This is a genomic window from Epilithonimonas sp. (assembly GCF_056329745.1).
The window spans coordinates 412,981-438,327 of record NZ_JBWEYV010000001.1 but is presented as its reverse complement, the minus strand read 5'-3'; the positions used below and the strand labels follow the sequence as shown (position 1 = coordinate 438,327).

22 protein-coding genes are annotated in these 25,347 nt (G+C 40.0%); 8 read left to right on the top strand and 14 right to left on the bottom strand.

Annotated elements, in window-relative coordinates; all coding sequences use genetic code 11:
- Positions 1-242 precede the first annotated feature (242 nt).
- Complete coding sequence (locus tag AC00Y6_RS01885) at positions 243-1,475, top strand: MFS transporter (protein ID WP_474488916.1); 1,233 nt, start codon at positions 243-245, stop codon at positions 1,473-1,475.
- A 6-nt stretch (positions 1,476-1,481) separates the two neighbouring features.
- Here AC00Y6_RS01885 and AC00Y6_RS01880 read toward each other — a convergent pair whose 3' ends face one another.
- The 7 genes from AC00Y6_RS01880 to AC00Y6_RS01850 form a co-directional block, all read right to left on the bottom strand.
- Positions 1,482-1,742: a putative quinol monooxygenase gene (locus AC00Y6_RS01880; protein WP_474488927.1), complete on the bottom strand. Its 261-nt coding sequence runs from the start codon at positions 1,740-1,742 to the stop codon at positions 1,482-1,484.
- Positions 1,743-1,883: 141 nt separating this feature from the next.
- A complete protein-coding gene (locus AC00Y6_RS01875; protein ID WP_474488915.1) occupies positions 1,884-2,408 on the bottom strand; it encodes a VOC family protein in 525 nt (174 codons plus the stop codon).
- 30 nt (positions 2,409-2,438) lie between these two features.
- On the bottom strand, positions 2,439-3,290 hold the full coding sequence (locus AC00Y6_RS01870; RefSeq protein WP_474488914.1) for an NAD(P)-dependent oxidoreductase: 852 nt from the start codon (positions 3,288-3,290) through the stop codon (positions 2,439-2,441).
- A 109-nt stretch (positions 3,291-3,399) separates the two neighbouring features.
- Complete coding sequence (locus tag AC00Y6_RS01865) at positions 3,400-4,764, bottom strand: amidohydrolase family protein (RefSeq protein WP_474488913.1); 1,365 nt, start codon at positions 4,762-4,764, stop codon at positions 3,400-3,402.
- Between the two features lie 5 nt (positions 4,765-4,769).
- Positions 4,770-5,621, bottom strand: a complete 852-nt coding sequence (locus AC00Y6_RS01860; RefSeq protein ID WP_474488912.1) for an aldo/keto reductase — start codon at positions 5,619-5,621, stop codon at positions 4,770-4,772.
- A 1-nt stretch (position 5,622) separates the two neighbouring features.
- Positions 5,623-6,612: an aldo/keto reductase gene (locus AC00Y6_RS01855; RefSeq protein WP_474488911.1), complete on the bottom strand. Its 990-nt coding sequence runs from the start codon at positions 6,610-6,612 to the stop codon at positions 5,623-5,625.
- A 32-nt stretch (positions 6,613-6,644) separates the two neighbouring features.
- Positions 6,645-7,745, bottom strand: a complete 1,101-nt coding sequence (locus AC00Y6_RS01850; RefSeq protein WP_474488910.1) for an L-dopachrome tautomerase-related protein — start codon at positions 7,743-7,745, stop codon at positions 6,645-6,647.
- A 191-nt stretch (positions 7,746-7,936) separates the two neighbouring features.
- Between AC00Y6_RS01850 and AC00Y6_RS01845 the strand changes: the two genes are divergently transcribed.
- Positions 7,937-8,770: a helix-turn-helix domain-containing protein gene (locus AC00Y6_RS01845; RefSeq protein WP_474488909.1), complete on the top strand. Its 834-nt coding sequence runs from the start codon at positions 7,937-7,939 to the stop codon at positions 8,768-8,770.
- A 3-nt stretch (positions 8,771-8,773) separates the two neighbouring features.
- On the opposite strand, the gene AC00Y6_RS01840 is transcribed toward AC00Y6_RS01845, so the two are convergent.
- Both AC00Y6_RS01840 and AC00Y6_RS01835 read right to left on the bottom strand, forming a co-directional pair.
- Positions 8,774-9,349, bottom strand: coding sequence for a hypothetical protein (locus tag AC00Y6_RS01840; RefSeq protein ID WP_474488908.1), 576 nt, complete (start codon positions 9,347-9,349; stop codon positions 8,774-8,776).
- Complete coding sequence (locus AC00Y6_RS01835) at positions 9,349-10,929, bottom strand: sodium:solute symporter (protein ID WP_474488907.1); 1,581 nt, start codon at positions 10,927-10,929, stop codon at positions 9,349-9,351. The genes AC00Y6_RS01840 and AC00Y6_RS01835 overlap by 1 nt, the downstream gene beginning before the upstream one ends.
- Positions 10,930-11,053: 124 nt before the next feature.
- On the opposite strand from AC00Y6_RS01835, the gene AC00Y6_RS01830 reads away from it, so the two are divergent.
- The 5 genes from AC00Y6_RS01830 to coaE all read left to right on the top strand — a co-directional run bounded on the left by AC00Y6_RS01830 (position 11,054) and on the right by coaE (position 16,045).
- Positions 11,054-11,626, top strand: a complete 573-nt coding sequence (locus tag AC00Y6_RS01830; protein ID WP_474488906.1) for a YceI family protein — start codon at positions 11,054-11,056, stop codon at positions 11,624-11,626.
- 70 nt (positions 11,627-11,696) lie between these two features.
- The gene (locus AC00Y6_RS01825) at positions 11,697-13,301 is read left to right on the top strand and encodes an LIC_10190 family membrane protein (RefSeq protein WP_474488905.1); all 1,605 of its coding nucleotides are present in this window, start codon (positions 11,697-11,699) and stop codon (positions 13,299-13,301) included.
- 86 nt (positions 13,302-13,387) lie between these two features.
- Positions 13,388-14,410 (top strand): Holliday junction branch migration DNA helicase RuvB, encoded by a 1,023-nt coding sequence (gene ruvB, locus AC00Y6_RS01820; protein WP_474488904.1) that lies wholly within the window; start codon positions 13,388-13,390, stop codon positions 14,408-14,410.
- Positions 14,411-14,543: 133 nt separating this feature from the next.
- Positions 14,544-15,410, top strand: a complete 867-nt coding sequence (locus AC00Y6_RS01815; RefSeq protein ID WP_474488903.1) for an MBL fold metallo-hydrolase — start codon at positions 14,544-14,546, stop codon at positions 15,408-15,410.
- 53 nt (positions 15,411-15,463) lie between these two features.
- A complete protein-coding gene (gene coaE, locus AC00Y6_RS01810) occupies positions 15,464-16,045 on the top strand; it encodes a dephospho-CoA kinase (protein WP_474488926.1) in 582 nt (193 codons plus the stop codon).
- Positions 16,046-16,099: 54 nt separating this feature from the next.
- Here the strand turns inward: coaE and AC00Y6_RS01805 are convergent, their stop codons facing one another.
- On the bottom strand, positions 16,100-18,172 hold the full coding sequence (locus AC00Y6_RS01805; RefSeq protein ID WP_474488902.1) for a M13 family metallopeptidase: 2,073 nt from the start codon (positions 18,170-18,172) through the stop codon (positions 16,100-16,102).
- Positions 18,173-18,363: 191 nt separating this feature from the next.
- Complete coding sequence (asnS, locus tag AC00Y6_RS01800; RefSeq protein ID WP_474488901.1) at positions 18,364-19,812, bottom strand: asparagine--tRNA ligase; 1,449 nt, start codon at positions 19,810-19,812, stop codon at positions 18,364-18,366.
- Positions 19,813-20,035: 223 nt separating this feature from the next.
- Between asnS and AC00Y6_RS01795 the strand changes: the two genes are divergently transcribed.
- Positions 20,036-21,439 carry an NAD-dependent succinate-semialdehyde dehydrogenase gene (locus tag AC00Y6_RS01795; protein WP_474488900.1) on the top strand — a complete coding sequence of 468 codons (1,404 nt, stop codon included), beginning with the start codon at positions 20,036-20,038 and terminating at the stop codon, positions 21,437-21,439.
- A gap of 69 nt (positions 21,440-21,508) precedes the next feature.
- Here the strand turns inward: AC00Y6_RS01795 and rimM are convergent, their stop codons facing one another.
- The 3 genes from rimM to AC00Y6_RS01780 all read right to left on the bottom strand — a co-directional run bounded on the left by rimM (position 21,509) and on the right by AC00Y6_RS01780 (position 25,316).
- Positions 21,509-22,051 carry a ribosome maturation factor RimM gene (rimM, locus tag AC00Y6_RS01790; RefSeq protein ID WP_474488925.1) on the bottom strand — a complete coding sequence of 181 codons (543 nt, stop codon included), beginning with the start codon at positions 22,049-22,051 and terminating at the stop codon, positions 21,509-21,511.
- A gap of 111 nt (positions 22,052-22,162) precedes the next feature.
- Entirely contained in the window at positions 22,163-22,738 is a 576-nt protein-coding gene (locus AC00Y6_RS01785; protein WP_474488899.1) for a 30S ribosomal protein S16, read from the bottom strand.
- A gap of 265 nt (positions 22,739-23,003) precedes the next feature.
- Positions 23,004-25,316, bottom strand: coding sequence for a T9SS type B sorting domain-containing protein (locus AC00Y6_RS01780; protein WP_474488898.1), 2,313 nt, complete (start codon positions 25,314-25,316; stop codon positions 23,004-23,006).
- Positions 25,317-25,347 lie beyond the last annotated feature (31 nt).

Here is a 25,347-nt window from a genome sequence, read left to right as displayed (position 1 = left end):
ATATACGAAATTTTCGTATTATGAGTAACCTTTTTTATAATGCACTACGGGTTAATATAATTATTAAACTCCTAAAAAAACTGATTCTACTGCCTATAGAGTAAGTAAATAATGATAATTGTCATGTTTGCGTAGATTTTTTTTTGAATGCTTTTTTTGGCAATGCTTTTTCTCTAATATCACATACTGCTAGGCCATGCGCTACAATACTGACGCATCTGGGCCTGATACAAATTTTCATCATGACAATTAATAGACAATTAGGCTTTTTGAAAAGCCCCTTCTTCATTCCATGGATTTTGGCTTTGCTTTTCTACGCCCTAGAGTATGGCGTACGATCCTCCCCAAGTGTAATGATTCCACAGTTAACATCTAATTTTAATCTCACCACCACAGAGATTAGTGCAATTATAAGTGCCTACTACATTACTTATTCCGTAGGTAGTCTTGCTGCTGGGCTCCTGCTGGACAGGATAGGTGCCAAGAGTCCCTTGGCGGTGGGTATCATTATTCTTGCGTTGGGCTGTGGTCTCTTTATTAGCTCACATTATCTGTTAGGCTACTCTGGTAGATTGTTACAGGGGTTGGGCTCTGCCATTGCTTTTCCTGCGGCTGTATTCCTTGCGGTGAAGGCTTTCTCGGGCAAAAATCTGGCAACAGCTATTGGCGTAACGCAGACGCTCGGGATGCTTGGGGGGTCTGCAGGTCAAAAGTTGAGCAACAGCTACCTTGCCACGGGTCACAGCTTCAATTCGCTATGGATCATTTTTGCTGGTGCGGCATTGGTATTAGGCTTACTGGTGTTTTTTTGTACGCCAAAAGAAAACCCAGAGGAGTTTGTAGAGGTAAGGAAAAGGCCTTTACTGGCTAATTATAAGATTGTATTTTCCAACTTTCAGAGTTGGCTTTGTGGCATTGCCTCAGGGCTTTTATTTGCACCCACTACTATTTTTGCCATGATTTGGGGTGTCGATTTTCTGGAACAGGCTAGGCATCTCTCTCATGAGCAAGCCACGGTGGCCTGCGCACTTGTGCCTATTGGGTGGGCCATAGGTTGTCCTTTGTTTGGCTGGCTGGCAGATAAGTTTCAAAAAAGGATTCCAGTATTGGCAGGTGGCGCAGTTGTAATGATTTTGTGCCTTCTGCAGTTGGCCTTCCTCCCACAACTAATGGGGCCACATCTCAGCCTTTTCTTTATGGGCATAGGGTCTGGCGCTGCTATGTTGCCTTACTCTACCATCAAGGAAGTCAATCCTGACAAGGTTAAAGGAAGCGCTACCGGTGCCATCAATTTTCTGGTATTTGGGGTAACCTCTTTGCTGTCACCAGTTTTCACGCATCTCTTTGCATCCAAGCTGGACATGGCAGTTAATAAAAATGCCATCTTCCAGCAGTCTTGCTTCTTCTTTATTATAGCAATCGGGATCTCTATATTTCTCTGTACCTTCCTACGGGAAACGGGTAAAGAAAAGTAGTATTGGCTACAACCGGTCCATTATAAAAACTTCCATGGGGACGGCTAGCAAATCGTTTTGCTGCTGTCGCCATTGTTGTAAGTGAGCACTTTTCAGGTGTTTTTCCAGTAGGATACGATTCTCCCATTTTTCATAGAATATAAAAACTTCAGGCTTTTCAAGATCTTGGTGAAGATCATATTGGATACACCCTTCTTCCTCTCGAGTAGGGGTTAACAAAGCTTGTAGTGCTTTTTTGGTATTTTCTATTTTGTCACTTTTTGCAATACTTTTTTTTTTAAACTAAATTTTTAGCAAATAACATGATATTGGAATCGTTTGATCACCAGCATCTTATATTAAACTAATCCTTTGCAAGATTGTAGTGAAGGTGGGTTGTTTCATCCCTTGGCATTATCTTCAATCATTTTACTTCTCTGGTGTCCAGCGGTGCAGGTTACCCTTTAGCCCGTCTGGGTAAGTGATGATTTCTACTAGGTTTCCCCATGGCGTTTTACCATAGATACCTCTGTTGTGCGGGCTATCTTCTACACCGGCCAATGGATGCGGGGCAGAGAGTAATGTACCACCGGCTTCTTCAAACTGTTTGGCAGCTGCATGAATATCATCACTATAAAGGCAGAAGTGCTGCAGGCCAAAGTCTTGGAGGTGCGAAGGTGCCTGCTGTTTAGTATGCTCAAACTGGAACAGCTCAATAGTAGGGCCTTCGCCAATCTGTACCAGCCGCATATGTACAATGCCGGCACCTTTTGGGATGCCCAGCTGTTTTTCTACATCTTCTCCTTTCATAGGGGGCGCGTCTTCGGGTTGCACATCATATAAAACTTCGGCATCAAATGCCTTAACCAAGAATGCGGACGCTTCGTTCACGTTTGGAACGGTAATGCCAATGTGGTCTATACCACGAAATAATGTCTTTTTTTTATAACTCATTTTTCTTTTTCGTGTTTTTATCAAGCGGATTTAAAATTTTTGCTTAAGATAATCGATGACGCCAATAACATCATTTTTACCAAAACCTTTCTCACTGGCTTTGGTGTAAGTGTCCAAAATACTTGACCCGGTAGGAAAATCAGCTCCGGCATCTTTGGCCAGGCGGATATCTTTCAGCATCAGGTCCAGGGCAAATGCTGGTGCAAAATTATTGTCGATCAACAATGGCGTTTTTACCTTGGTTGCGCCGCTGCCGCTGGCACTCTCGTTGATAATGTCCAGCATTGCCTCCCTTGCAATTCCCAGATGATCCGACAGTAAAACGGTTTCCGCCAAGCCTTCATAGATCATCGCCAGAAAATAGTTGATGGATATTTTGGCAGCCAAGCCTTTTCCGTTCTCTCCAAGATGCTTGATCTTACCCAGCTTTTCAAGATAAGGAGTAGCTCTTTCAAGGTCTTTGTTTTCGCCGCCAACCATGATGATTAGCGTCCCTTCTGCTGCCGGTTTTGTACTGCCGGCCACAGGAGCATCTATGAACGAGGCTTCTTCTATCTTCACCGCATTGCCCACCTCTTTGGACATTTTTTGCGAGATGGTACTCATATCCACAAAGAGTTTCCCACTGAGGTTGTTACCATCAAGGATTTCTTTGTAAACAGCCTCCACAGAGCTGTCATTGGTTAGCATGGTGATAACGATGTCAGAGTGTTCTATCAGTTCCTTGATACTTTTGCAAACAGTAGATTTGGATTCAAAATCTTGTGCTTTTTCGGCAGTTCTGTTGTACACGGCTAGTGCAAATCCTGCTTTCTCCAGGTTTTTGGCCATCGGATGACCCATATTGCCCAACCCGATAAAGCCTATTTTTTCATTATTCATGCTTAGATATTTTGCTAAATGATTTGATTACTGATATTCGGTAATTATAATTACACCTCATTCCTTAAAGATAATGAATAATCGTAATTTCAACGATCTTTAATAAAAATTAATGATCTAAAGGCCCTTTGGAAACCTCTTTTCCGGCTTTGTAAACAGCATTGATCTGTTCTGTGTTTTTGATACTAACGGAAGGATCTGCATTCAGGATAATGAAATCAGCTACCTTACCGGCTTGCAGTGTGCCGTAGTTTTTATCAATCCCAATTACTTTGGCAGCATTTTTTGTAGCAATCGTAATAGCCTGCAGTGGTGATAAGCCTGCCTCTACTAACAACTGAAGTTCCAAATGCTCGCTAAAACCCTGAGCACGCAAAAACATGGCACCGGAATCGGTTCCAAATGCCACCGGAATACCCGCGTCATATACTTTTTTAACATTCTGAAGGGCTGTGGCAAAAGCTTTGGTATTGGTTTCAAAAAGCGGACTGTTTTTTAACTCGTTTTGGTAAGCTTCTGAGGTAATCTTGTCATACACACCCGGCTCCAATGATTTTTTGAAGAATTCATTATTCAGCCAGTCGGGTTTTTTGGCGTAGATATATGCAAACTCATCCAGAGAAAGGGTAGGGATGTAGGTCACGCCTTTTGCTTTCATCATTTGCAGCGTGGCAGGGTCAATCACCTGATCCCTGATGCTGTGCCCTACAATGTCAACGCCGTCTTTTACAAGCTGTTGCAGGTCAGAAAGGTAATAAACATGGGCTGCCACTTTCAGGTGGCGTTTGTGGGCCTCATCAATGATTTTTTTATAAATGGCTGGATCCATCTTTTTTGGATATTTTCCGTTAAAATCATCAACCCATAATTTAACAACCGTCGGATGGACTTTCACAAGGCTGTCCATTTCGGCAGGTATTTGATCTGCGGAAGTTGGTCTGTAAACCTTGTCCATGCCTACTTCATAAGGAGGAGCACCATTTTTGACACCAAATCCGTATCCGGCACTGTGCAACCTGGCACCATCTAATTTCCCGGCAACTGATTGGTCACGCAATCCGGTTTCAAAGATGAGCGGACGGTCACTTCCCATCACCAGGATATTGAGCACGCCATAATCCTGGTATTTTTTAAGTTGTGACATGATATTCTCCTGCGTGTAATGGTTACCGGAGTTGGTAAGGCCTTTCAACAGCCCGATATGGACGTGTGATGAGATAAGTGCCGGCATGATGGTTTTCCCTTTCAGGCTAACAGTTTTTGCCGTTTTGCTGGATAGGTTAGGCCCAACTTTTATGATTTTACCGTTCTCAACCAGCATATCGCTGTTCTTTAGTTGGTTACCATTTCCCGTAATGATGTTGGCGTTTTTGTATAAAACCGCGCCGCTGTTACCGGTTTGTGCTTTTGAGCTGAATGGCAGGATGCATAGCAGCAGCAATGCAAAATACCTTGTGAAATAATTAGTTGTCATTTTGATTAATTTTTAGGTAAAACGTCTGGCCAGTTATTGGGTAATTCTCCACTAAAACCCATTTCCGGGATCTCGTTAATGGATTTCATGTCTTCATCCGTCAGGCTGAAATCAAAAATATGAAGGTTTTCTTCGATCCTGTCGGGTGTTGTAGATTTAGGGATGCTGATGGCTTGGTGCTGAACAATCCATCGCAAACAAATTTGTGATACAGATTTAGAATGTTTTTCCGCAATGCTTTTCAACAGGTCATTGCTGAAGACTTTTCCTCTTGCCAAGGGCGACCAGGCTTCGATAACAATATGATGTTTTTGGCAGAATTGGGTAACATCCGGTTGCCAGTATCCCGGGTGGAACTCAATCTGATTAACGGCAGGTTTTACATGTGCCGTCTGGAAAAGAGCCTCCAGATGTTCCTGCCAAAAGTTGCTGACGCCAATTGATTTGATAAAGCCTTCTTTCTGTAACTCTTCCATAGCGTGCCAGGTCTCTGCATTGGTTTTTTGCCAGTGGTCATAGTTTTTGGCATTAGCCGGCCAGTGGATGAGGTAGAGGTCTATATAATCCAATTTCAGCTTATCAAGGGATTCTTGGAATGCTTTTTTGGTGCTTTCGTAGCCGAGGTTTTCCCGCCATACTTTTGTAGCAAGGATAATTTCCTCACGGGGGACTTCACTTTCCCGGATGCCTTTACCTACGGCCTCTTCATTATCATATTTGGCTGCGGTATCCAGCAGTCTGTAACCTTTTTCAAGAGCCAGTTTTACAGATTCTATGCCTTCTTCCTCGCTGGCTTTGTAAGTGCCAAAGCCTAGAAGTGGCAGATTGTGTCCGTCGTTTAATTTAATATATTCCATACTATTCGGGTGTTTGTGCTTTTTCGTAGATTAATCCTTCAGATTTCAGTTCTTTCCAGAAATCAACAGGGATTTCGGATTTCCAGGCCTTGAAATTATCATCAACCTGTTTTGTGGAGCTCGCACCCGGGATGATGGATGCAAATTCGTCTGCAGCCAAAACAAACTGCAGGGCTGCCGTAATGATATCGGTATTATAATGTTGGGCAATAGCCGCAATTCTTTCCCGTTTTTCGGTCATTCCTTTTGGGATAACATTTTTGTAGTTGTAACGAGGTCTTCCGGAAATAAAACCGGAGTTGTAACCCGCGCCGGAAACCAGTTTTACGCCTGCTTTTTTAACCGCCGGAAGCAACCTGTCTACGGCGTCTTCATGCTCCAAAATGGAGTATTGTGTAGCGGAAAGGCAAATGTCGGGATCTGCGGCTTCTAGACAGTCGAGGATGGGTTCAATCTTGTTCACGCCCATTCCCCAGGCTTTTATCACGCCTTCGTCACGCAATTTTGAAAGAACTTTGAAAGCGCCTTCCTTAGCCTGTTTCAGGAAGTAGTCGTAACGGTCGCCCACTTGATCCTCGGACAGATCATGAATGTAAATAATGTCGATATAATTCAGGCCGGTTCTTTCCAAACTTTCTTCAATGGATTTTTTGACGGCATCCGCAGTGTAGATATGTTTGAAATCAAAATCCAAGGGTTTCTTCCACATCGTTGGTGGAACTTGAGAAGCATCGACAGGTGTAAAAAGACGACCCACTTTGGTAGAGAAAACAAAGTCTTTCCTGTTTTTTTCTTTAAGAAATTCCCCAAACCTACGCTCGCTTTTGGTAAGTCCATACCACGGCGAGGTGTCATAGTAGCGGGTCTCAAGATCCCAAGCTTCTTTCAGGATGTCCTGTGATAATTCGTCTGATATATTTTCAAAGGCCGTTCCGATAGGGACACCACCGAGACCTAGCTCGTGTTCTTTTTTTAAAACAGTGTTGCACATACTTTTTATTTTTTTTATTGATATTAAAATTATTACTCAGAGACTTTAACCTTCATCACCAGATACGGCGGTTTTCTAAGGTCATCTCCGTTATTGAAGCCAGGCAAACGGTTCCATTGCCCCAGCGTTACATACAAATAACCATTCTTGTAAGCCAAACCATCTGGCCAGACATAATTTTTCTGGTCGTGGGAGACTGTAGAAAATTCACCGTCGGCAGAGCGTTTTACCAGAGATTGCTGCTCAAAGGCACCAAAATAGATATTGCCTTTCCCGTCCTCGGCAAGGCCGTCGCAGGCAGGATGTTGCCCTTCGAATTTGAAGGCAGCTTCAATCTCCTGCTCAGATTTGGAAAAATCACTTAAAATAGCTGTTGGCAAACTATAGAGGTTCCTACCCGAAATGGTTGTCCAGAACAAGGTTTTGTTATCCCGGCTTATCGAGATGCCATCTGCACCACCACTGGGAAGGCTGTATTTTTTATTTTCCATTCTTCTTGGCTGGCCTTCCAAAAATGCCATGAAGTTGGGCTCTGGGGAAGTTGTAGGATGATTTTTCAATACTTCTTTTACTTTTCCCGTGGCAATGTCAATCACCACGAGGGAGAAATCTTTCCCAAAACCGGAATTGGCAATGTAAACTGTTCCCTGCTGGCCATGCGAAAGATCCACACGCAGGTCGTTATAATGGGCTGTATTTCTTAATATAGGTTTCGGGATTATTAAGGAATGGATGATTTTTTTGGTTTTGATGTTAATGCCAACCACTTTGGCAGCCCCTTCGGGGATCTCATCTATACCGGAACGTTTGCCATCATCCAGGATCCAGAGTACGTCGTTTTTATCCATATACAGACCGTGTGGGGAAACCAGCCATTCTTTGTAAGCTTTGCCGGACGGATAGACATATTCTTTGTTGGGGAATGGTGTCAGGTTTCCGTTTTTTAATTCGGCTAAGGCAAATTCTTTATGATTGTCTGCATGACGCGGGAAGCCTAAGAAAACCCTGTCATCTGAGCTGACTGCAATGCCGGAAGGATCGGGATTGGGAGGCATGACAGAGGCAATGGTTGTTGCACCGGATTGTGCATTAAGCATGTTAATCATAAGGATAAAAAATAAAAAATGTTTCATTGGAAATTAAATTTTGTGAAAAGGGATTTTCAATTTTTACAGAAGTCTTCTGTCAATTTTAAATTGATAATCATCTGATCAACAATTACTATGCCTAGAAAATTAATCATGGCAAGGTTAGAAAATAATAAAAACCTGACGTTGTATAAATATGATATTATTTTGTAATTTTATCACATAATCTATCCGAAATGAAAAAGAAGCAGTTTGATACATTGGTCATCCATGATCTGGAAGAAGATATTTTTCATCTACCCACTCACAGCCATACTTATTATGAACTGGTTTATGTTATCAAGGGGAAAGGGAAGCATTACCTAAATCAGGTCGTGATGCCTTACAAGCCCGGGGATCTTTTCCTGATTTCGCCAGAGGATCAGCATTATTTCGATTTTGCAGTGCGCTCCAGGATGGTTTTTATGAAATTTACCGAGCAGTATTTCGAGACCCACAAATTCCGTTCTCCGGATAGTTTTCTTAGGGATAACCCGGAACATATGATGCGCCACAAGATCCTGAAAGAAGAGAAACTGAAATTTGACCCAGTATCCCGCACGATTCTCAAACGGGTGGTAGAAAACATTCTGGACTATGACCGTCATGATGACGTTTCTACTTCGCCGGTTGTGTTTTACCAGCTTTTTTCGATTTTTGGATTGATAAAAGAAGCGTTGTCCAAGTTGGAAATCAGGATAGATAATGGCCTGCCGGACAAAGAAGATATTATCACCTATATTCATCAGAATATTTACAGCCCCGATAAAATCAGAATCAGGAATTTGGCTTCGCATTTTAATATCTCTGAGAATTATTTCAGCAGTTATTTTAAGCGCAATTTCGAAATGTCATTCCGGGAATATGTCAATGATTATAAGATTTCGCTTATCGAAAAACGCCTCACATCCGGGCAATGCACCATCAAACAGATTGCTTATGAATTTGGTTTTACGGATGAAAGCCACCTTTCCCATTATTTCAAAAATAAAAAAAGCAAGACTTTGGGCTCTTATAAAGTGAAGGGTTGAAGATTAGCTTAAAGAATTGATACACAATTCACGAATCTTCCATAATTCATCCAAAGAATATGGGATTTCATGATTTTCTGAAAGCCAGTTTTTCAGATAGTTTTTATGAGATTCGATTTTAAATTGAGTGATTTGATTAGAGCCAATTTCGACTTCTTCTAAAAGGTCATTAATGAAATCATTTTCAGAGGAATTCTTTTTTGTGAAATCAAGAATCTGATTTTTGAATTTTAAATAATTGTGTGCTTCGGGAATATACTTGAGATTATAATTTTCTAAAACGGATTTGATTTTTGGCGTGTTTTTTCCGTTCATTCGAAATATTCCTAGAATCAATTTGTAATCGGACTGATTATTTTCTTCTGTCAGAGTTTTCAGAAGTGCGTGCTTTGTGCTGCAAGTTCCACATTGGTCAGTAAAGACTGTAGAGAGGTTTTCTTTATCAAGGTTTCTTGCATAAGGTAAGTTTCTTACATATTCTGAAGCCGAATAAAAATCAAAGCAATTATGATTCACAAACAGCTGGCTTATTTGCTTTCTGGACTTAATTTCAAAATTGAAATTCACTTCTATATTCATTAAATCTCAACTTTACCATTTATCTCACCCTTCGCCTTCACCAACCACAATCCAATAAAAGTCAAAAATCCATTGAGAATAATCAGCTCTACACCAATTCGGTAATCGGTGTAATTTGTTACCAAATAGTTAATCAGATAAGTCAGAACGGGCGCCAAAATGGTCACTGCCAGTATAGAATATTTCTTTGTGATATGATATTTGGTCAGGATTCCAAAAGCGAATAATCCCAGCAACGGGCCATAAGTGTAGCCGGCCACTTCCATAATTAGGTAAACAATAGATTTGTCATTAATGGCTTTGAAAACCATAATCAAGACAAAGAAAAGTACCGTAAAAGTCAAATGGACTTTCATTCTCAGGCGTTTCTTTTGTTTTTCGGTTTTTTGCTGGTCTTCGTTCAGGTTAAGGAGGTCTACGCAATAAGAACTCGTCACAGCTGTCAAAGCGCCATCAGCAGAAGGAAATAGTGCGGAAATCAAGCCAATGATGAAAATCACAGATAATGCCATCGGGAAATGGTTGAGTGATAAAGCCGGGAAAAGGTCGTCGCCCATTATATTTTTGATCTGTCCCGCAGAATCTTTGAAACCAAACGTATTCGTGATGACTTCTTTGCCATCAACCATATTCGAGATTTGTCCGTAATCTGCGCCGTGCTGCATTGCAAAAAGGTAAAGCAAACCTCCCAAAAATAAGAACGCCAGATTCACAAAAAGCAAAGTTCCGGCAAAGGTCAGCATATTCTTTTTGGAGTTTTTCAGGTTGTCTACAGAGATATTTTTCTGCATCATTTCCTGGTCAAGGCCTGTCATGGCAATCGTAATGAACATCCCTCCGAGAATGGTTTTCAGGAAAAAGGTCTTGGAGTTGACATCGGTATTGATAAAATGCGTGTATTGCTTTTGCTCAAGAATGTGGAATGCTTCGCCAAAAGACAGATTGAGATTTGACAAAATAAAAATGATGCAGGCAATCAAACTGATAATCATAAATGATGTCTGCAATGTATCGGTAATGACAATGGTTTTTACGCCACCTTCAAAAGTGTAAAGAAGAATCATTAGAAGCAGGACAAAAGCCGTTGCCCAAAAAGGAACGCCCAGGTTCTCCAGCAAAAAAATCTGAAGGATATTCACCACCAGATACAACCGCGCTGTTGCGCCAATGGCCCTGGAAATGATGAAAAATACCGAGCCAATTTTATGCGCCTCCACATTGAAACGCTTCCCTAGATAAGTGTAAATCGAGGTGAGGTTCATCCGGTAATAGAGTGGGAGCAGGATGCCGGCAACGATGAAATAACCGATGAAGAACCCGATAACCATCATATAATATTCGAAGCCGCCAAAAGGGTTTTCGCCGCCTAAAAATTTCCCAACAGTGCCTGGGACCGAGATAAAAGTCACCCCGGAAAGTGATGTCCCAATCATCCCAAATGCCACCAGCCACCATTTGCTTTTCTTGTTCCCAATGAAAAAAGACTGGTTGTCAGAATTGCGGCTTGTAAAGTAGGAGATAACCAAAAGGCCGATAAAATATGCAAAAACGAAGAGTAGTAAAATTGTTCCCGGATTCATTATAGAAATTTGAGTTAGGCAAAAGTAGTTTTTTTTGGGAACACTGCTTTTATTGATCTACATCAATTGATAAAAATTAGTATGGACGTAGATTTGCATTTGTCAATCAATTAAAACAATTATTATGAAAAAGTTATTCTTATCTTTTCTGCTGGCTACAGTCAGTATTTTAGGCTTTTCTCAAACCACATGGACAGTTGACCCAATGCATTCTTCTTTCAACTTTAATATCAAACATATGGGGATCAGCTTTGTACAAGGCCGGTTTGACAAGTTTGATGGCAAGGTGGTTACAACATCTGATGATTTAACCAATGCCAAATTTGATTTTACGGTAAACACAGCATCCATCAATACCAATGTTGAGATGCGTGACAACCACCTGAAATCAGCAGATTTCTTTGATGTAGAGAAATTCCCGGCGATGACTTTTGTGAGTACTTCTATCAAAAAGCTGAAAGGCAACACTTACCAACTATCTGGTAACCTCACCATCAAGGATGTGACCAAACCAGTAACTGTAACGGCTGTGTATGGCGGTAAAACCAAAGATCAGCAAGGGAATGAGAAATTGGGTTTCCAAACTAAATTTACCATCAACAGATTGGATTATAACGTAAAATATGACCCTACAGGTGCCGGCGTTGCAAAAGATGTAGACATTGCGGTGTATGTAGAATTTGTGAAAAGCAAATAGGAATTAATTTTTCCTCGATAAATTCTTTAACCAAATAAAAGATTGCTTATTTTTATAGGCAATCTTTTTTATGCTTATACTTCTCAAGACCGTTATCATCTATCTGCTAACCAATTTTGGCAATGGTTTTCTTATAAAAAAACTCTTCAGAGCAGGCAGTGGGAGTTTTGTTTTTATCTCTTTGTTGGGGATCTTGGGAACTGTTTTTTTGCAAACTGCTTTAGCATTCTTGTTTCCGCTCAGTTCTTTTGTAGAGTTGTTTTTTCTACTGTCAGGATTTGTAGGGCTTTTGATGTTTTTTTGGTGTAGAGATTTTACCTCATTGCACGTTTTCAAAAATCTTGACATGTGGTTTTATGTTGGGTTGGGGGCAATTTTGTTCGGAGGCAGTTTTTCGGCGTATTTATATGATCATTACAGCTATTATGTTCCTACTATCACATTTCTTAGGGAAGCAGGTTTTGTAAAAGGCATTTCCAGCTTTGATCTTTTGCTGGGGCAATCGTCTTTCTGGCATATTTATCAGGCGTCGTTTTCACATTTTACAGATCCTTTTTTGAAGCTGAATGTATATCTTGCCCTATTATTTTTGATATACATTTATGAAAGCAAGCGATGGGTTTTATTTATTTTTTTACCTTTATTCCTGCCATTTCTACAGCAGCCAACACCGGATTTGCCGATTCTAGTCTTTGCCTTGATTATTATTAATGAATGGCTTGAAGGCAGAGACCGTCCCATGTTGTTATATCTTTCCTTATTGGTTGTATGCATCAAACCAACGGCGTTCTGGCTGGTTTTTGTATGGCTTGGTTTGCGGATTTTTCGGAAAGAATTGACCTTTAAGATGCTGTTGCCGATTTTCGGAATTGGAATATTATGGATGTTAAAAAATATCTACCTATTTGGGTTTCCGGTATTTCCAGTGGCTTTTCTCGATTTTGATTTTCCATGGCAGCCGAACGCCAAAATCCTGACTTATTCTTCCCAAATCGGACTAATGAAATCTTACGATATGCATTACTCTTATCAGCAGATCATGAGCTTCAAACCTTGGGAAAGGGTTTACCATTGGTTTACCATCGGTTACAAATCGGTTTTTAATTTGGCTGTTGTCATTTGTCTTCCTGTATTGGCATGGTTTGCAATCAGACAAAAAACGTTATTGTACAGGATGATTTTTGTGGCATTTCTAATCAAATTAATATTAATCGTCATCATATCTGCTCAGTACCGCTTCTTTCTGGATTTGTATGCCGTTACGATTTTCTTTGTTGTAAGACAGATTCCTAAAAACCTCGTAATAGCATCGTCTGTCGCCTTATCTGCAATAGTATTATTGTTTTTCAGTATTCCGGGAATATTAAAAGGTCGTTCAATTTCGGAGAAATGGCTCACGGGCTTTCACGTTGGGCAATTACTTCGGCCTCAGGAAGATCATTCTGCTCCAATCAATACAGAATACAAGATTGGCAACCTCAGTTTCTACGCGCCCAATGATCCCATGCAAAAAAACAGCTATCCTTCACTAAGTATTTATGATCTAGAAATTTACAGCTATTACGGCATTTTTCCGCAGTGGAGTAGGAAAGGCTTTGTCCAGAGGCCATTATCGCCTCAGGAAAAAAAGCAATTGGAAGAAATCATCAGGATTCTCAAAATTTCTAAGCCGTAAAAATTTTCGTTATCTTTGATCATTGATTTTAAAATCAAATTCTGTTTGATTTAAAATCTCAATTCTAATTCATCAATAGCTACATTATGCCCGATTTTTTACGTCCGGATAAAGAGAATTTTTCTCATGATGATCTGATGCAGGAAGAGAAAATCCGCCCGCAGAGTTTCGGCGATTTTGCTGGGCAAAGAAAAACGCTGGACAATCTGGAAGTGTTTGTTGCAGCTGCCAAAAACCGTGGTGGTGCGCTGGATCACGTGCTGTTACACGGTCCGCCAGGATTGGGGAAAACCACATTGTCCCACATTATTGCCAACGAGTTGGGTGTGAACTGCAAAATTACATCAGGGCCAGTTCTGGATAAGCCCGGCAGCCTTGCCGGATTGCTGACCAATCTTGAGGAAAACGATGTCCTTTTTATTGATGAAATCCACCGCCTGTCGCCTGTTGTGGAAGAATATCTGTATTCGGCGATGGAAGATTACAAGATAGACATCATGCTGGAAACCGGCCCCAATGCGCGGAGTGTACAGATTGGGCTTAACCCATTTACATTGATTGGTGCGACAACAAGAAGCGGAATGCTCACAAAACCAATGCTGGCAAGGTTTGGGATCCAGTGCCGGCTGGAATATTACACTGTAGAGCTTCTCGGGATGATTATAGAAAGGAGTGCCCGTGTTTTGGGCGTTAAAATATACGAAGATGCAGCCCTTGAAATTGCCAGGCGTAGCCGTGGAACACCAAGGATTGCCAACGCATTGCTGAGGAGGGTTCGGGATTTTGCCGAGATCAAAGGCAATGGAGAAATCGAAATTAACATCACCAAATTTGCGCTTGATTCGCTTAATGTGGACGAGTATGGATTGGATGATATGGACAACAGGATTATGCGTGTGATGATAGAAAACTTCCGCGGTAAGCCTGTTGGGATCTCTGCTTTGGCAACGTCTATTGGAGAAAATCCGGAAACGCTGGAAGAAGTGTATGAGCCGTTTTTGATTCAGGAAGGTTTTGTGATAAGAACGCCAAGAGGTAGGGAAGTCACCGAAAAAGCATATAAGCATCTTAATATTTCAAGGCCAAAGAATTCCGGCGAGTTGTATTAAACCCGATCATAACTGTTGCTGACCTTCATTATTTAATTCAAAAAATGAAAGTAAGAATGGCTGTTTAGCCGAGACAGTTAAATCAGTATTGGCAATTAGGCAGAAATTCCTATATTAGTACAAAACAAATTCTATGAAGTTATATCCGATCCAGTGTGGTAAATTCAAATTAGACGGTGGCGCTATGTTTGGCGTGGTTCCCAAGACCCTTTGGGAGAGAACCAATCCCGCCGATGAAAGAAACCTTATCGAATTGGGGACGAGGTCATTGCTGATAGAAGATGGGAAAAAATTAATCTTGATAGATTGTGGACTTGGCAATAAACAGGACGATAAGTTTTTTGGGCATTATTCGCTTTGGGGGGATGACAGTCTTGACAAGAATTTGAATAAATATGGATTTGTAAGGGATGACATCACCGATGTTTTTTTGACACACCTCCATTTTGACCATTGCGGTGGAGCTATAGAATGGAATGACGACCGTACCGGCTATCGCCCTGCGTTTAAAAATGCGCATTTCTGGAGTAATGAGAATCATTGGCAATGGGCTACAGAACCTAACCCAAGGGAGAAAGCCAGCTTTTTGAAGGAAAATATTCTACCCATACAAGAGAGTGGTCAACTGCATTTTTTACCACTTCCCAAAACCGGAAATTATGGTTTTGCGCCAGATCTCAAAATGGATGTTATCTTTGTAGACGGTCATACGGAAAAACAAATGCTGCCTGTGTTGCAATATCAGGAAAAGACAATTGTTTTTGCTGCAGACCTTATTCCTACTGTTGGTCATATTCCGCAGGTTTATGTTATGGGTTACGATACAAGGCCGCTATTAACGATGGAAGAAAAGGCGAAGTTTTTAAAACAATGCGTAGATAATGATTACCTGTTGTTTTTTGAGCATGATGCACATCATGAGCTGGCAAGCCTCAAGATGACAGAAAAAGGGGTAAAACTGGATCAGACATTCAGTTTTTATGAAGTGTTTGGTTATTAATTAAAATTATGGAAATAAAAGATATTAGTCAAAATCAGGAAGAAGATGTTCCCATACCCAAGATCATCGGGTTAACGGGCGGTATTAGTTCCGGAAAAACATCAGTCGCAAAATTATTGGAAGCCAAAGGTTTTCCGGTTTATTATTCGGATACCGAAGCCAAAAATATTGTTAATAAAGACATAGTGCTCAAGGAAAAAATTATCGCACTTCTTGGGTCAAAGGCCTATAAAGATGATCTTTATAATAAGAAATATGTGGGCGAGAAAGTTTTTAATGACGCCCATTTATTGCAACAGCTTAATGAACTTATTCATCCGGCTGTAAAGTTGGATTTTCAAAACTGGATAACCTCTCAAAACTCAGAATTTATTTTTAAAGAAACCGCACTTCTTTTTGAATTGAAACTGAATTTGGACTGTTACAAATCGCTTCTGGTGACGGCTGATGACAACCTGAGGATTAAAAGAACCATGGATCGGGATCATAAAACTTATCGGGAGATTGAGGCTATTATGCAGAACCAGATGCCTGAAAAGGATAAAATCCGTCTTGCAGATTACATTATTTATAACAATACTTCTCTGGAAGATCTTACGGCTGAGACCGATTTGTTTATAGAAAAATTGGATTAGGCAAAAGTCAATAAAGAAGAACCTTCAGCAAAATTTGCTGAAGGTTTTTTTATTTTACCAGATTTTTATTCTGTTTTCTGGTGCTACATAGAGCTTATCTCCCGGTTTGATGTCAAACGCTTTTTGGAATGCATCCATATTCACCAATGGTCCAAAACTTCTGTAATATCCCGGCGAATGCGGGTCGGTTTTTACCTGATTGGTCATGTACTTATCCGTAGCTTTTGTTCGCCAAACGGTTGCCCAACTCATGAAAAATCGCTGATCCTGGGTCAGTCCGCTTATTTTTCCCGGATTGCCGTGGTCTTTCAGGTACATTTGTAACGCGGTATAAGCCACATTGATGCCGCCGAGGTCACCAATATTCTCCCCACTGGTAAATTTTCCGTTGACAAAACTTCCTTTCACAGGTTCATATTTGTCATATTGTGCTGCTAACTGTCCCACTTTGGCATCAAAGTTCTTTCTGTCGCTTTCTGTCCACCAGTTGTTCAGGTTTCCATCGCCGTCAAAACGGGATCCGCTATCATCAAAACCATGTGAAATCTCGTGCCCGATAACCCCGCCAATTCCTCCAAAGTTAACCGCAGGGTCTGCATTGAAGCTGAAAAATGGTGGTTGCAAAATGGCTGCAGGGAATACAATCTCATTGTTGGATGAGCTGTAATAAGCATTCACCGTTTGTGGAGACATTCCCCATTCAGTTTTATCTACAGGTTTTCCTACTTTTTCAAGGTTCTTGGCATAGCTCCATTCAGAGATTTTTTCAAGGTTGTTATAATAAGTTCCACCGTTGGAATCCAGCGTCAGGTTCAGCTTAGAATAATCTTTCCACTTGTCGGGATACGCAATTTTCACCTTGAATTTGGCTAATTTCTCCAAAGCTTTTTCCTTAGTCACTGGTGACATCCAGTCCACATTTTCGAGATGTTGCTTAAAGGATTTTTTGATGTAATCTACATAGGTTTCCATCTTTTGCTTGGCTGCTGCAGGAAAATATTTTTCTACATACAATTTTCCAAAGGCCTCGCCCAGTACACCATTTACAACGCTCAATCCACGTTTTTCCATAGAACGCTGCTCTTTTTGGCCTTGCAAATAGCGGGAATAAAAATCAAAACGGGTATCGTCTAGTTTTTGGTCAAGGTTGCCGGCATTACCATTCAGTAGGTCAAATTTCATGTATTCTTTGATGAGTCCAATGTTTTTGTCCGTCATCCAGCTATCCATATTTTGGTAATATTTCAGTTCGCCAACAATAACTTTGTCTGTATTCACGCCAACACTTTTCAGGTAATCTGGCAAGTTTACTTGTTTTACCAAAGTAGAAAGTTCTGCGGTCGTTTTTGGGTTGTAGCGCAGATTGGCGTCTCTGCCTTGTTCCAATGTCAAAAGATCCTGAGCCAATTTTTTTTCAAACTCAACAATTTGCTGGGCGGTAGCATCGGGTGTTTTGTTGCCGAGGACCGTTTCCAGTTTGGCAACATAATTTGTGTACTCGGCTAGAGTTTTAGTGTTGGCTTCATTGACTTTTTGGTAATAATCTTTGCCAAGTCCCAGGCTTGGCCCGCCAAGGTAAACGGCATTCATCACCGAGTTTTTCATATCCGCACCTACACGCCAGCCGTAAAAAGGGTTGTCTCCGGTAGGTGTAGCATCGATGAGGTATTTCTGAAGGTCTTTCACAGATTTGATAGCGTCAATTTTGTCCAATTGAGATTGGATAGGGCGGATGCCTTCTGCATTTCTCTTATTCCAGTCAATAAAAGTGCCGTACAGAGCCTGAATCTTTTCCCCTTCGGAATTAGCAGGGAATTTTTCAGAGAGTATTTTGTTGAGAATATCCAGCGACGCCACATCCACATCCTCTCTCAAAGCGTTGAAGGAGCCCCAACTTGGCTTGTCAGAAGGGATTTCTGCCGTTTTCATCCAGCCGCCATTCACATAATTATAGAAGTCATCCTGAGGGCGCACATTTTTGTCCATATAAGACAGATTAAGGCCTTCATCCTTCTTAGCTGTAGAAGTTATTGTTTTTTTAGCCGTCGTTGTTTTTTGTGCAGAAGCAGAAAACCCAAGGTAGAATGTCGCTGCCACGGACATCACATAAATACTTATTTTTTTCATATGTAGATTTATATATTTTTAATGGTCATATGCAATCGCCTTCTTTGTTGGTGTTGGTTTGCAAAATTATAAATAGCGATTTCATTAGATTAATTTAAAGACTATCAAATTTAAGTATTTTTAATGACGTTTGGGCATTAAAAAATCCTATTCTGCCAAGAATAGGATTTAATATAATTTCTTTTGATCTTTTAAAACTCAGCGTTTTTCGGCGTTCTTGGGAACGGGATCACATCGCGGATATTGGTCATTCCGGTTACGAAAAGTACCAATCTTTCCAATCCTAATCCAAAACCTGCGTGTGGTACAGACCCAAATTTTCTCGTATCCAAATACCACCAAAGTTCGTGTGCATCTACGTTAAACTCCTTCATTTTTTCAAGGAGCACATCGTATCTGGCTTCCCTTTCGGATCCACCAATGATTTCGCCGATGCCCGGGAACAAAACATCCATGGCAGCAACGGTTTTGCCATCATCATTCAGTTTCATGTAGAATGCTTTGATCTCTTTTGGATAATCGAAGAGTACAACAGGGCTTTCAAAATGTTTTTCTACAAGGTATCTTTCGTGCTCAGACTGAAGGTCTGTTCCCCATTTTTCAACCGGATATTGGAATTTACCTTTTTTGTTTTCTTTGGAATTAAGCAAAATCTCAATCGCTTCTGTATAAGACACCCTTTTGAATCTTTTCGCAACAACATTTTCCAGCTTTTCGATAAGGCCTTCTTTGGCTCTTTCTTTCTCCGGTTTTGTTTTTTGCTCTTCAGCAAAACGCTTGTCAAGAAATTCAAGGTCATCTTTGCAATTATCCAAAACATATTGAATCACATATTTCAGAAAATCTTCGGCAAGGTCTATATTATTTTCAAGATTGTTGAAAGCAACTTCCGGTTCAATCATCCAGAATTCTGCAAGGTGACGCGTAGTATTGGAATTCTCTGCGCGGAACGTTGGTCCAAAGGTATAAATCCTTCCCAATCCCATAGCAGCCGTTTCCCCTTCCAACTGTCCGGAAACCGTTAGGTTGGTTTTTCTCCCGAAAAAATCTTGGGTATAATCAATCTCGCCTTCTTCGTTTCTTGGGATATTGTTAAGGTCAAAATTAGTCACACCAAACATCTCGCCGGCTCCTTCTGCATCGGCACCTGTGATTATGGGCGTATTGATATAATAAAACTGATTTTGGTTAAAAAAAGAATGGATGGCAAAACTTACCGCATGGCGCACCCTGAAAACGGCTCCAAAAACATTGGTCCTGAATCTCAAATGTGCCTGCTCACGCAATTTTTCAAGGCTGTGCTTCTTCGGCTGGAGGATGGTTGATTGCAATTCTTCAAAAAAGTTATCACCCAGGATGCTTATTTTTTTAGCAATAATCTCAACAGTCTGTCCTGCGCCCTGGCTTTCCACCACTTCGCCTACTACTTTTAAAGACGATGCGGTATTGATTTTCTTGATAATCTCTTCGTCAAAATTTTCAAAGTCCACAACGATTTGCAAATTATTAATTGTAGATCCGTCATTAAGGGCGATAAACCTGTTGGAACGGAATGCACGCACCCAACCATAAACGGTAATGTCGTGATGCAACACTTTTTTGTAATCTGATAAAATGTCTTTAATCGTCTGTCTTTTCATGATTTTAAAATAATGAGTGCTAATTTACGAAAATTGACAGAACCTGCTAATTTCCAAATGGTAAATTGACATTAGAAACGGTATTGGGATTACTTTTATTTGTTTTATGAATAATAGTTATTGGATTATCAGAAAATATAAAACACGGTTTGGAACTGTATTTGCAAACAGTAGGCTGGTTACGAAAAGTAATCATTGCCAATACTAATTAATACATATTATTATGAATACACAAGTTAAACACTCATCCATCAAAACGGTAAACCCATTCAACAATGAAGTTGTAAAAGAGTTTGATGCCATGAGTTCTGAACAAGTTGCAAAAATTATTGATAAAGCTGATGAGGCTTTCAAATCCTGGAGAAAAGTTAGCTTTGAAGAAAGAGGTAAAATCTTCCACAAAGTTGCTTCAATCATGAGAGAAAGAAAAGAGGAGCTGGGTAAACTGGCGACTTTGGAAATGGGAAAATTAATTGCGGAAAGTATTTATGAAGTAGAATTGTCTGCTGATATTTTTGATTATTATGCTGACAAGGCAGGTGAGTTTTTGGCAGATCATAAATTAGATGTGAAACATGGTGATGCATTTTTGGCGTACGATCCGGTAGGCGTTATTTTAAGTGTTCAACCTTGGAATTTCCCTTATTACCAGATTACAAGATCTGCAGCGGCACACGTGATGGCTGGTAATACAATGGTCTTGAAACACGCTTCCAACGTACCGCAATGTGCACAGATTATGGAAGATATTTTTAAAGAAGCCGGACTTCCGGATGGTGTTTATACCAACCTTTTTGTTTCCGGTAAAGATATTGAGCCTATCGTATCTAACCCGAAAATTGCAGGTGTAACCTTAACAGGATCAAAACCTGCAGGTGCCAGCATTGCAGCGGCAGCGGGCGCTCAGGTGAAAAAATCAACTTTGGAACTTGGGGGTAGTGATCCATTCATCGTTTTGGAAGATGCTGATATTGATGAAGCTGTAAAAACCGCTGTTGCCGGCAGAATGTGGAATGCAGGTCAGGTTTGTGTTTCCCCAAAAAGAGTCATTGTCCCGGCTTCTAAATATGAAGAATTTTTAAGCAAAACTAAACAGGCTTTTGCTGATCTTAAAGTAGGTGACCCAATGGATTCTGCGACTAATGTTGCACCATTGAGTTCAGAAAAAGCTGCTGAAGATGTGGTAGCACAAGTCCAAAAAGCCGCTGAGCAAGGTGCTAACGTCATCTTGGGAGGTAAAAGGGTTGACAGAGCTGGTGCTTTTGTAGAACCAACTTTGATCACTGATATTACATCAAAAGTTGATGCTTATTACGAAGAGATTTTTGGCCCTGTATTTATGCTTTACAAATATGACAATATTGATGAAGCTATCGATATTGCCAATGCTACAGAGTTTGGCCTTGGTGGTACGGTTTTCGCAAAAGACACTCAAAAAGCTGTTGAAGTCGCTAGAAGGATTGACACCGGAATGGTTTATATCAACCACGTTACAGGTATTGCACCGGAACTTCCGTTTGGCGGAACCAAAAACTCAGGTTATGGTAGAGAGCAATCTCCATCAGGGATCTATGAGTTTGTTAATGCAAAATTAATCAGAACAACTACACCTGATAAAAATTATTAGAAAATTGAAACACAGGTGGTGATAAAAAGCAAAAACTGTCATGTTGTATGACAGTTTTTTGTTTATTATTTACTCATCCTTTTTAGATGGAATCAAGAAAACATCCATCAAACCTTCTGGTAAGAACATTTGTATAAATTTCTCTTCACGATTGACTTCTAAGATCCAATCTTTGATAATCGGGATAATGATTTCTTTCCCGGCCAAGTCAAGAATAAAATAATTTTGAGCTGTTTGGTCATTGATGGATACAATGGTTCCACAGCTTTTACCATCAGCTTCACGAATTTCGAAACCAATCACTTCATGGTAATAGAATTTTTTTCCGGTCAATGGAGGCAGAGTAGAAAGTGGTAAATAAACACCTTTCCCTATCGATTGATTCACCAATGCTTCGGAAGAATTTTTAAAAGAGATGATTTTGGTATCTGCTTTTGACCAAGATTGTTTTTCAACAAAAAACGGAACCAACAGTCCGTTGACTTCCACAAAAATAGAGCCCAGTTTATTGTACATCTCGGGCTGGTCTGTGTCCAGTTTCAGGATGACGTTTCCCTGTAATCCGTGTGTGCGTGTAATGGTTCCTAAAAAATAGCAGTCCTCTTTTCTCATTTGGCAAATATAAGAAACCTTATAGGTTTTCAAAACCCCAAAGTTTTTGGATTTGTTAAACAAAAAAGACACGAATAAATCGTGCCTTTACATTGTATCTTTATAAAAGAATTAAGCCTGAGTTTCTTCAGAACCTTCAGCAGCGGGAGCATCAGCAGACTCTTCGTTGATGATCTCTGTAACTTCCTCTGTAGTTTCTGCATTAGCAGCTTCTTCAGCAGCTTTTGCATCCGCTTCAGCTTTAGCCGCAGCATCAATTCTTGCCTGGTTTACTTTTGCTTCAGCTTCTAGAGCTGCTTTTTTAGCATCAGCTTTTGCAGTAGATAAACCTTCTACTTTACCTTGTACTTTAGCATCTTTAGCCTCAACCCAAGCCGCGAATCTCTTCTCAGCTTCAGCCTCGTCAAAAGCACCTTTTGCTACACCACCCTGAAGGTGTTTTTTGTACAAAGCACCTTTGTAAGAAAGGATAGCTCTTGCAGTATCAGTTGGCTGAGCACCGTTGTTCAACCATTGTACAGCAGCATCAACGTTTAGATCGATAGTTGCTGGGTTAGTAATTGGGTTGTAAGTTCCCAGTTTTTCGATGAATCTACCATCTCTTCTGGATCTTGAATCTGCAACCACGATGTGGAAAAAAGGTTTTCCTTTTTTACCGTGTCTTTGTAATCTGATTTTTACTGACATATGTTTAAAAATTTTGGGATCACGTCCCGGTTAAATGTTAAGTGTGCAAAGATACAAAAAAAGTTGAGACTTCAAACTTTCTGATTCAATGTTTTTTAGGAGCAGGCAACCTGCTTTCTGTTGTAATCTTTTGCCAAACTTTTTTGTCAGAAAGAAGTTCTAGAAGTCCTCGCAAAAAAGATTTCCCCTGCAAAACAATGAGCTAGTTTCGATGATTCCAAAAAAAAATAAAAGAGTGAATCACGGCTAAAATGAAAAAGCTGTTTTATCTATTTCTCAATAAGATCCACGAATTGTATTGATGAATAGTGCCAGTGTCAGGTTCAGCCCACTCCAACATATACCAATATGCCCCTGAAGGAATAACTCTACCGTTATCCTTGCCGTCCCAAATGTAATTTCCATTTTTTGCTATGAACACAGATTTCCCATTGCGGTCAAAGATTTGGAAAATAACATTGTTTTTCCATTTTAAGTCTGAATAATCTAAGACATCATTTTTTCCATCTCCATTGGGGGTAATAAGGTTGGCTATATTAATGTTTGAAAACTCTCTTACAGCTACGCTGCATTTTTTTGCACTCCGTACGTATATTCTTTGAGTACCTTTTTTAAGGTTGTCAAATACATTTGAAGCCTGCCAATTTATACCGTCGAGGGAGTATTCGTATGGGGTACTTCCGCCAGTTGCTGTTACAGTCAACTTGTCATTTTCTATTTGTAAAATTTTGATAGAAACTTCTTCCTCAGCTATTAGTTTTACCTCTTGTCTGGTTGTACAGCCATTAAAAGTGAGATCTACCCAGTGGTTTCCGACACTCATAAGACCAGAATTTTGATTAGTAGAGCCCGAGTCCCAAAGATAAGATTCGAAGCCTGGTCCTGCATCCAATTCAATTTGGTTATCTTTACAAATAATCATATCTTTTAATATGCTTGATGTTTTTGGATTCTTGAAGATGAATTTCATTTCTCCAACAGAGGGACAATTGGCGCTGTTCTCAAATCTTATAAAAAAACTTCTTGAGGTTTTGAGATCTTGTAGTGCAGGTATATTATTAAGTTTTTTTTTGGCATCGTTAAGTGTTTCATAGAAGGTAATATTGTTTGCCTGTATTGTAAATCTACTGCTATATTGATTCAAATCGATTGACTCTTTACTGGAGCGGCTATTATTACATATTTCTTGTGGTGGAACATTGTTAAGAGTGATTTGTGGTGGGATTTTAAAATTAATTGTTCCAAAAACTGAAGGACAACCTGTCTTGCTCTTTACTTCTAATAGAATTGATGTATCTGTATTAAAGCTGAAAGTATCCGCTAGAGCCACATTTGGATTAGATTCTAAATAGTAATTGATAATAAATTCATTGTAATCCTTAACAATCAAAGGGGTGATGTCAGAAAACTTTACAATGACGGAATCATCAAGGTCACTATCACAAAGATTAGCATTATATGCTGCCAAGTCAATATTTGGAGTGGGATAGAACTTTAAGAATATCTCTGCCGAATTTTCACAGCCACCAGCAGATACTAGCCATGCAAATACAGATCCTCCATTGGAGATGTATTGCGATGGGTTGGGGATCTCGGTTCCCCTAACGTGAGCTTGTGCTTCTTGCAACGTTAAATAATATTTTGTACTGGCCGTTGCCTCATTTGTAAGGATGGCGGAAGTTAGATCAAAAATACCGCGTCCGCTAGAATCTTTGCAAGATTTGATATCAGGATTTAAAAGTTGGATCGGCTTCCAGTCTATTTTGATAGTTTCTACACGGAAGCATTCCGAGTTTTTGCTCTGGATTCTATAATAATAATTGTGATTTTCCAGTGTTGCAGGCTGGGTTATTCTATTCTGATTATAATTAGCATCCTCATAGGTTTTATAGTAATAAACATCGAAATCTGCATTGCCATTAATTATATTATTGGTAAACGAAGAAAAATCATAGAGCAGATTAGAATTACAAACAGTAATAGGATCAATTGTACCAAAACTATTATCCGTAGAGACAAATGGATCCTCCAGTATTGCAGTCCCAGTCCAGTTTAAAGTAAATGAGCCATCACCAATAGGTCTGTCAATAACTAGGAAGTAAGACTCGCCTACCTTAACATCTAGTGATTTTACATAGCTGTCCCCATCAGAGCCTGGCCCTTCGAAATAATGATTATTTGGTTCAGAATCTCTCATCCCAGTGTGGTTATTGGCAGATCCAGCCATTTTGGGATTGGTTGTTGAGCATCTTATAGACTGCCCCAAGTTTCCACATGTAGCATTAGGGCCAAATATCCAAAAATCATAGTCAACAGTGATATCTGTATTAGTTGGGATAAGATCAAAGCCTAATGTTCCAGTAGTTTTTGCAGTAAACTTTAACCAAAGCGAATTGTGTTCAGATCCGTTACATGTATTATAATAGCTAATTTCCTGCGTTCCATAACCAGTTGGGTTAAGGCTGATTGTTTGGTTACCACATATTTTGATGTAATTTACGCAATCGTTCGCTTGTTTATTTTGAGAGAAAGATAAGATAGATATTAGCCAAAAAATAAAAGTATATAATTTTTTCACCAAGAAGTAATTGTATTTAGCAAAACTAATA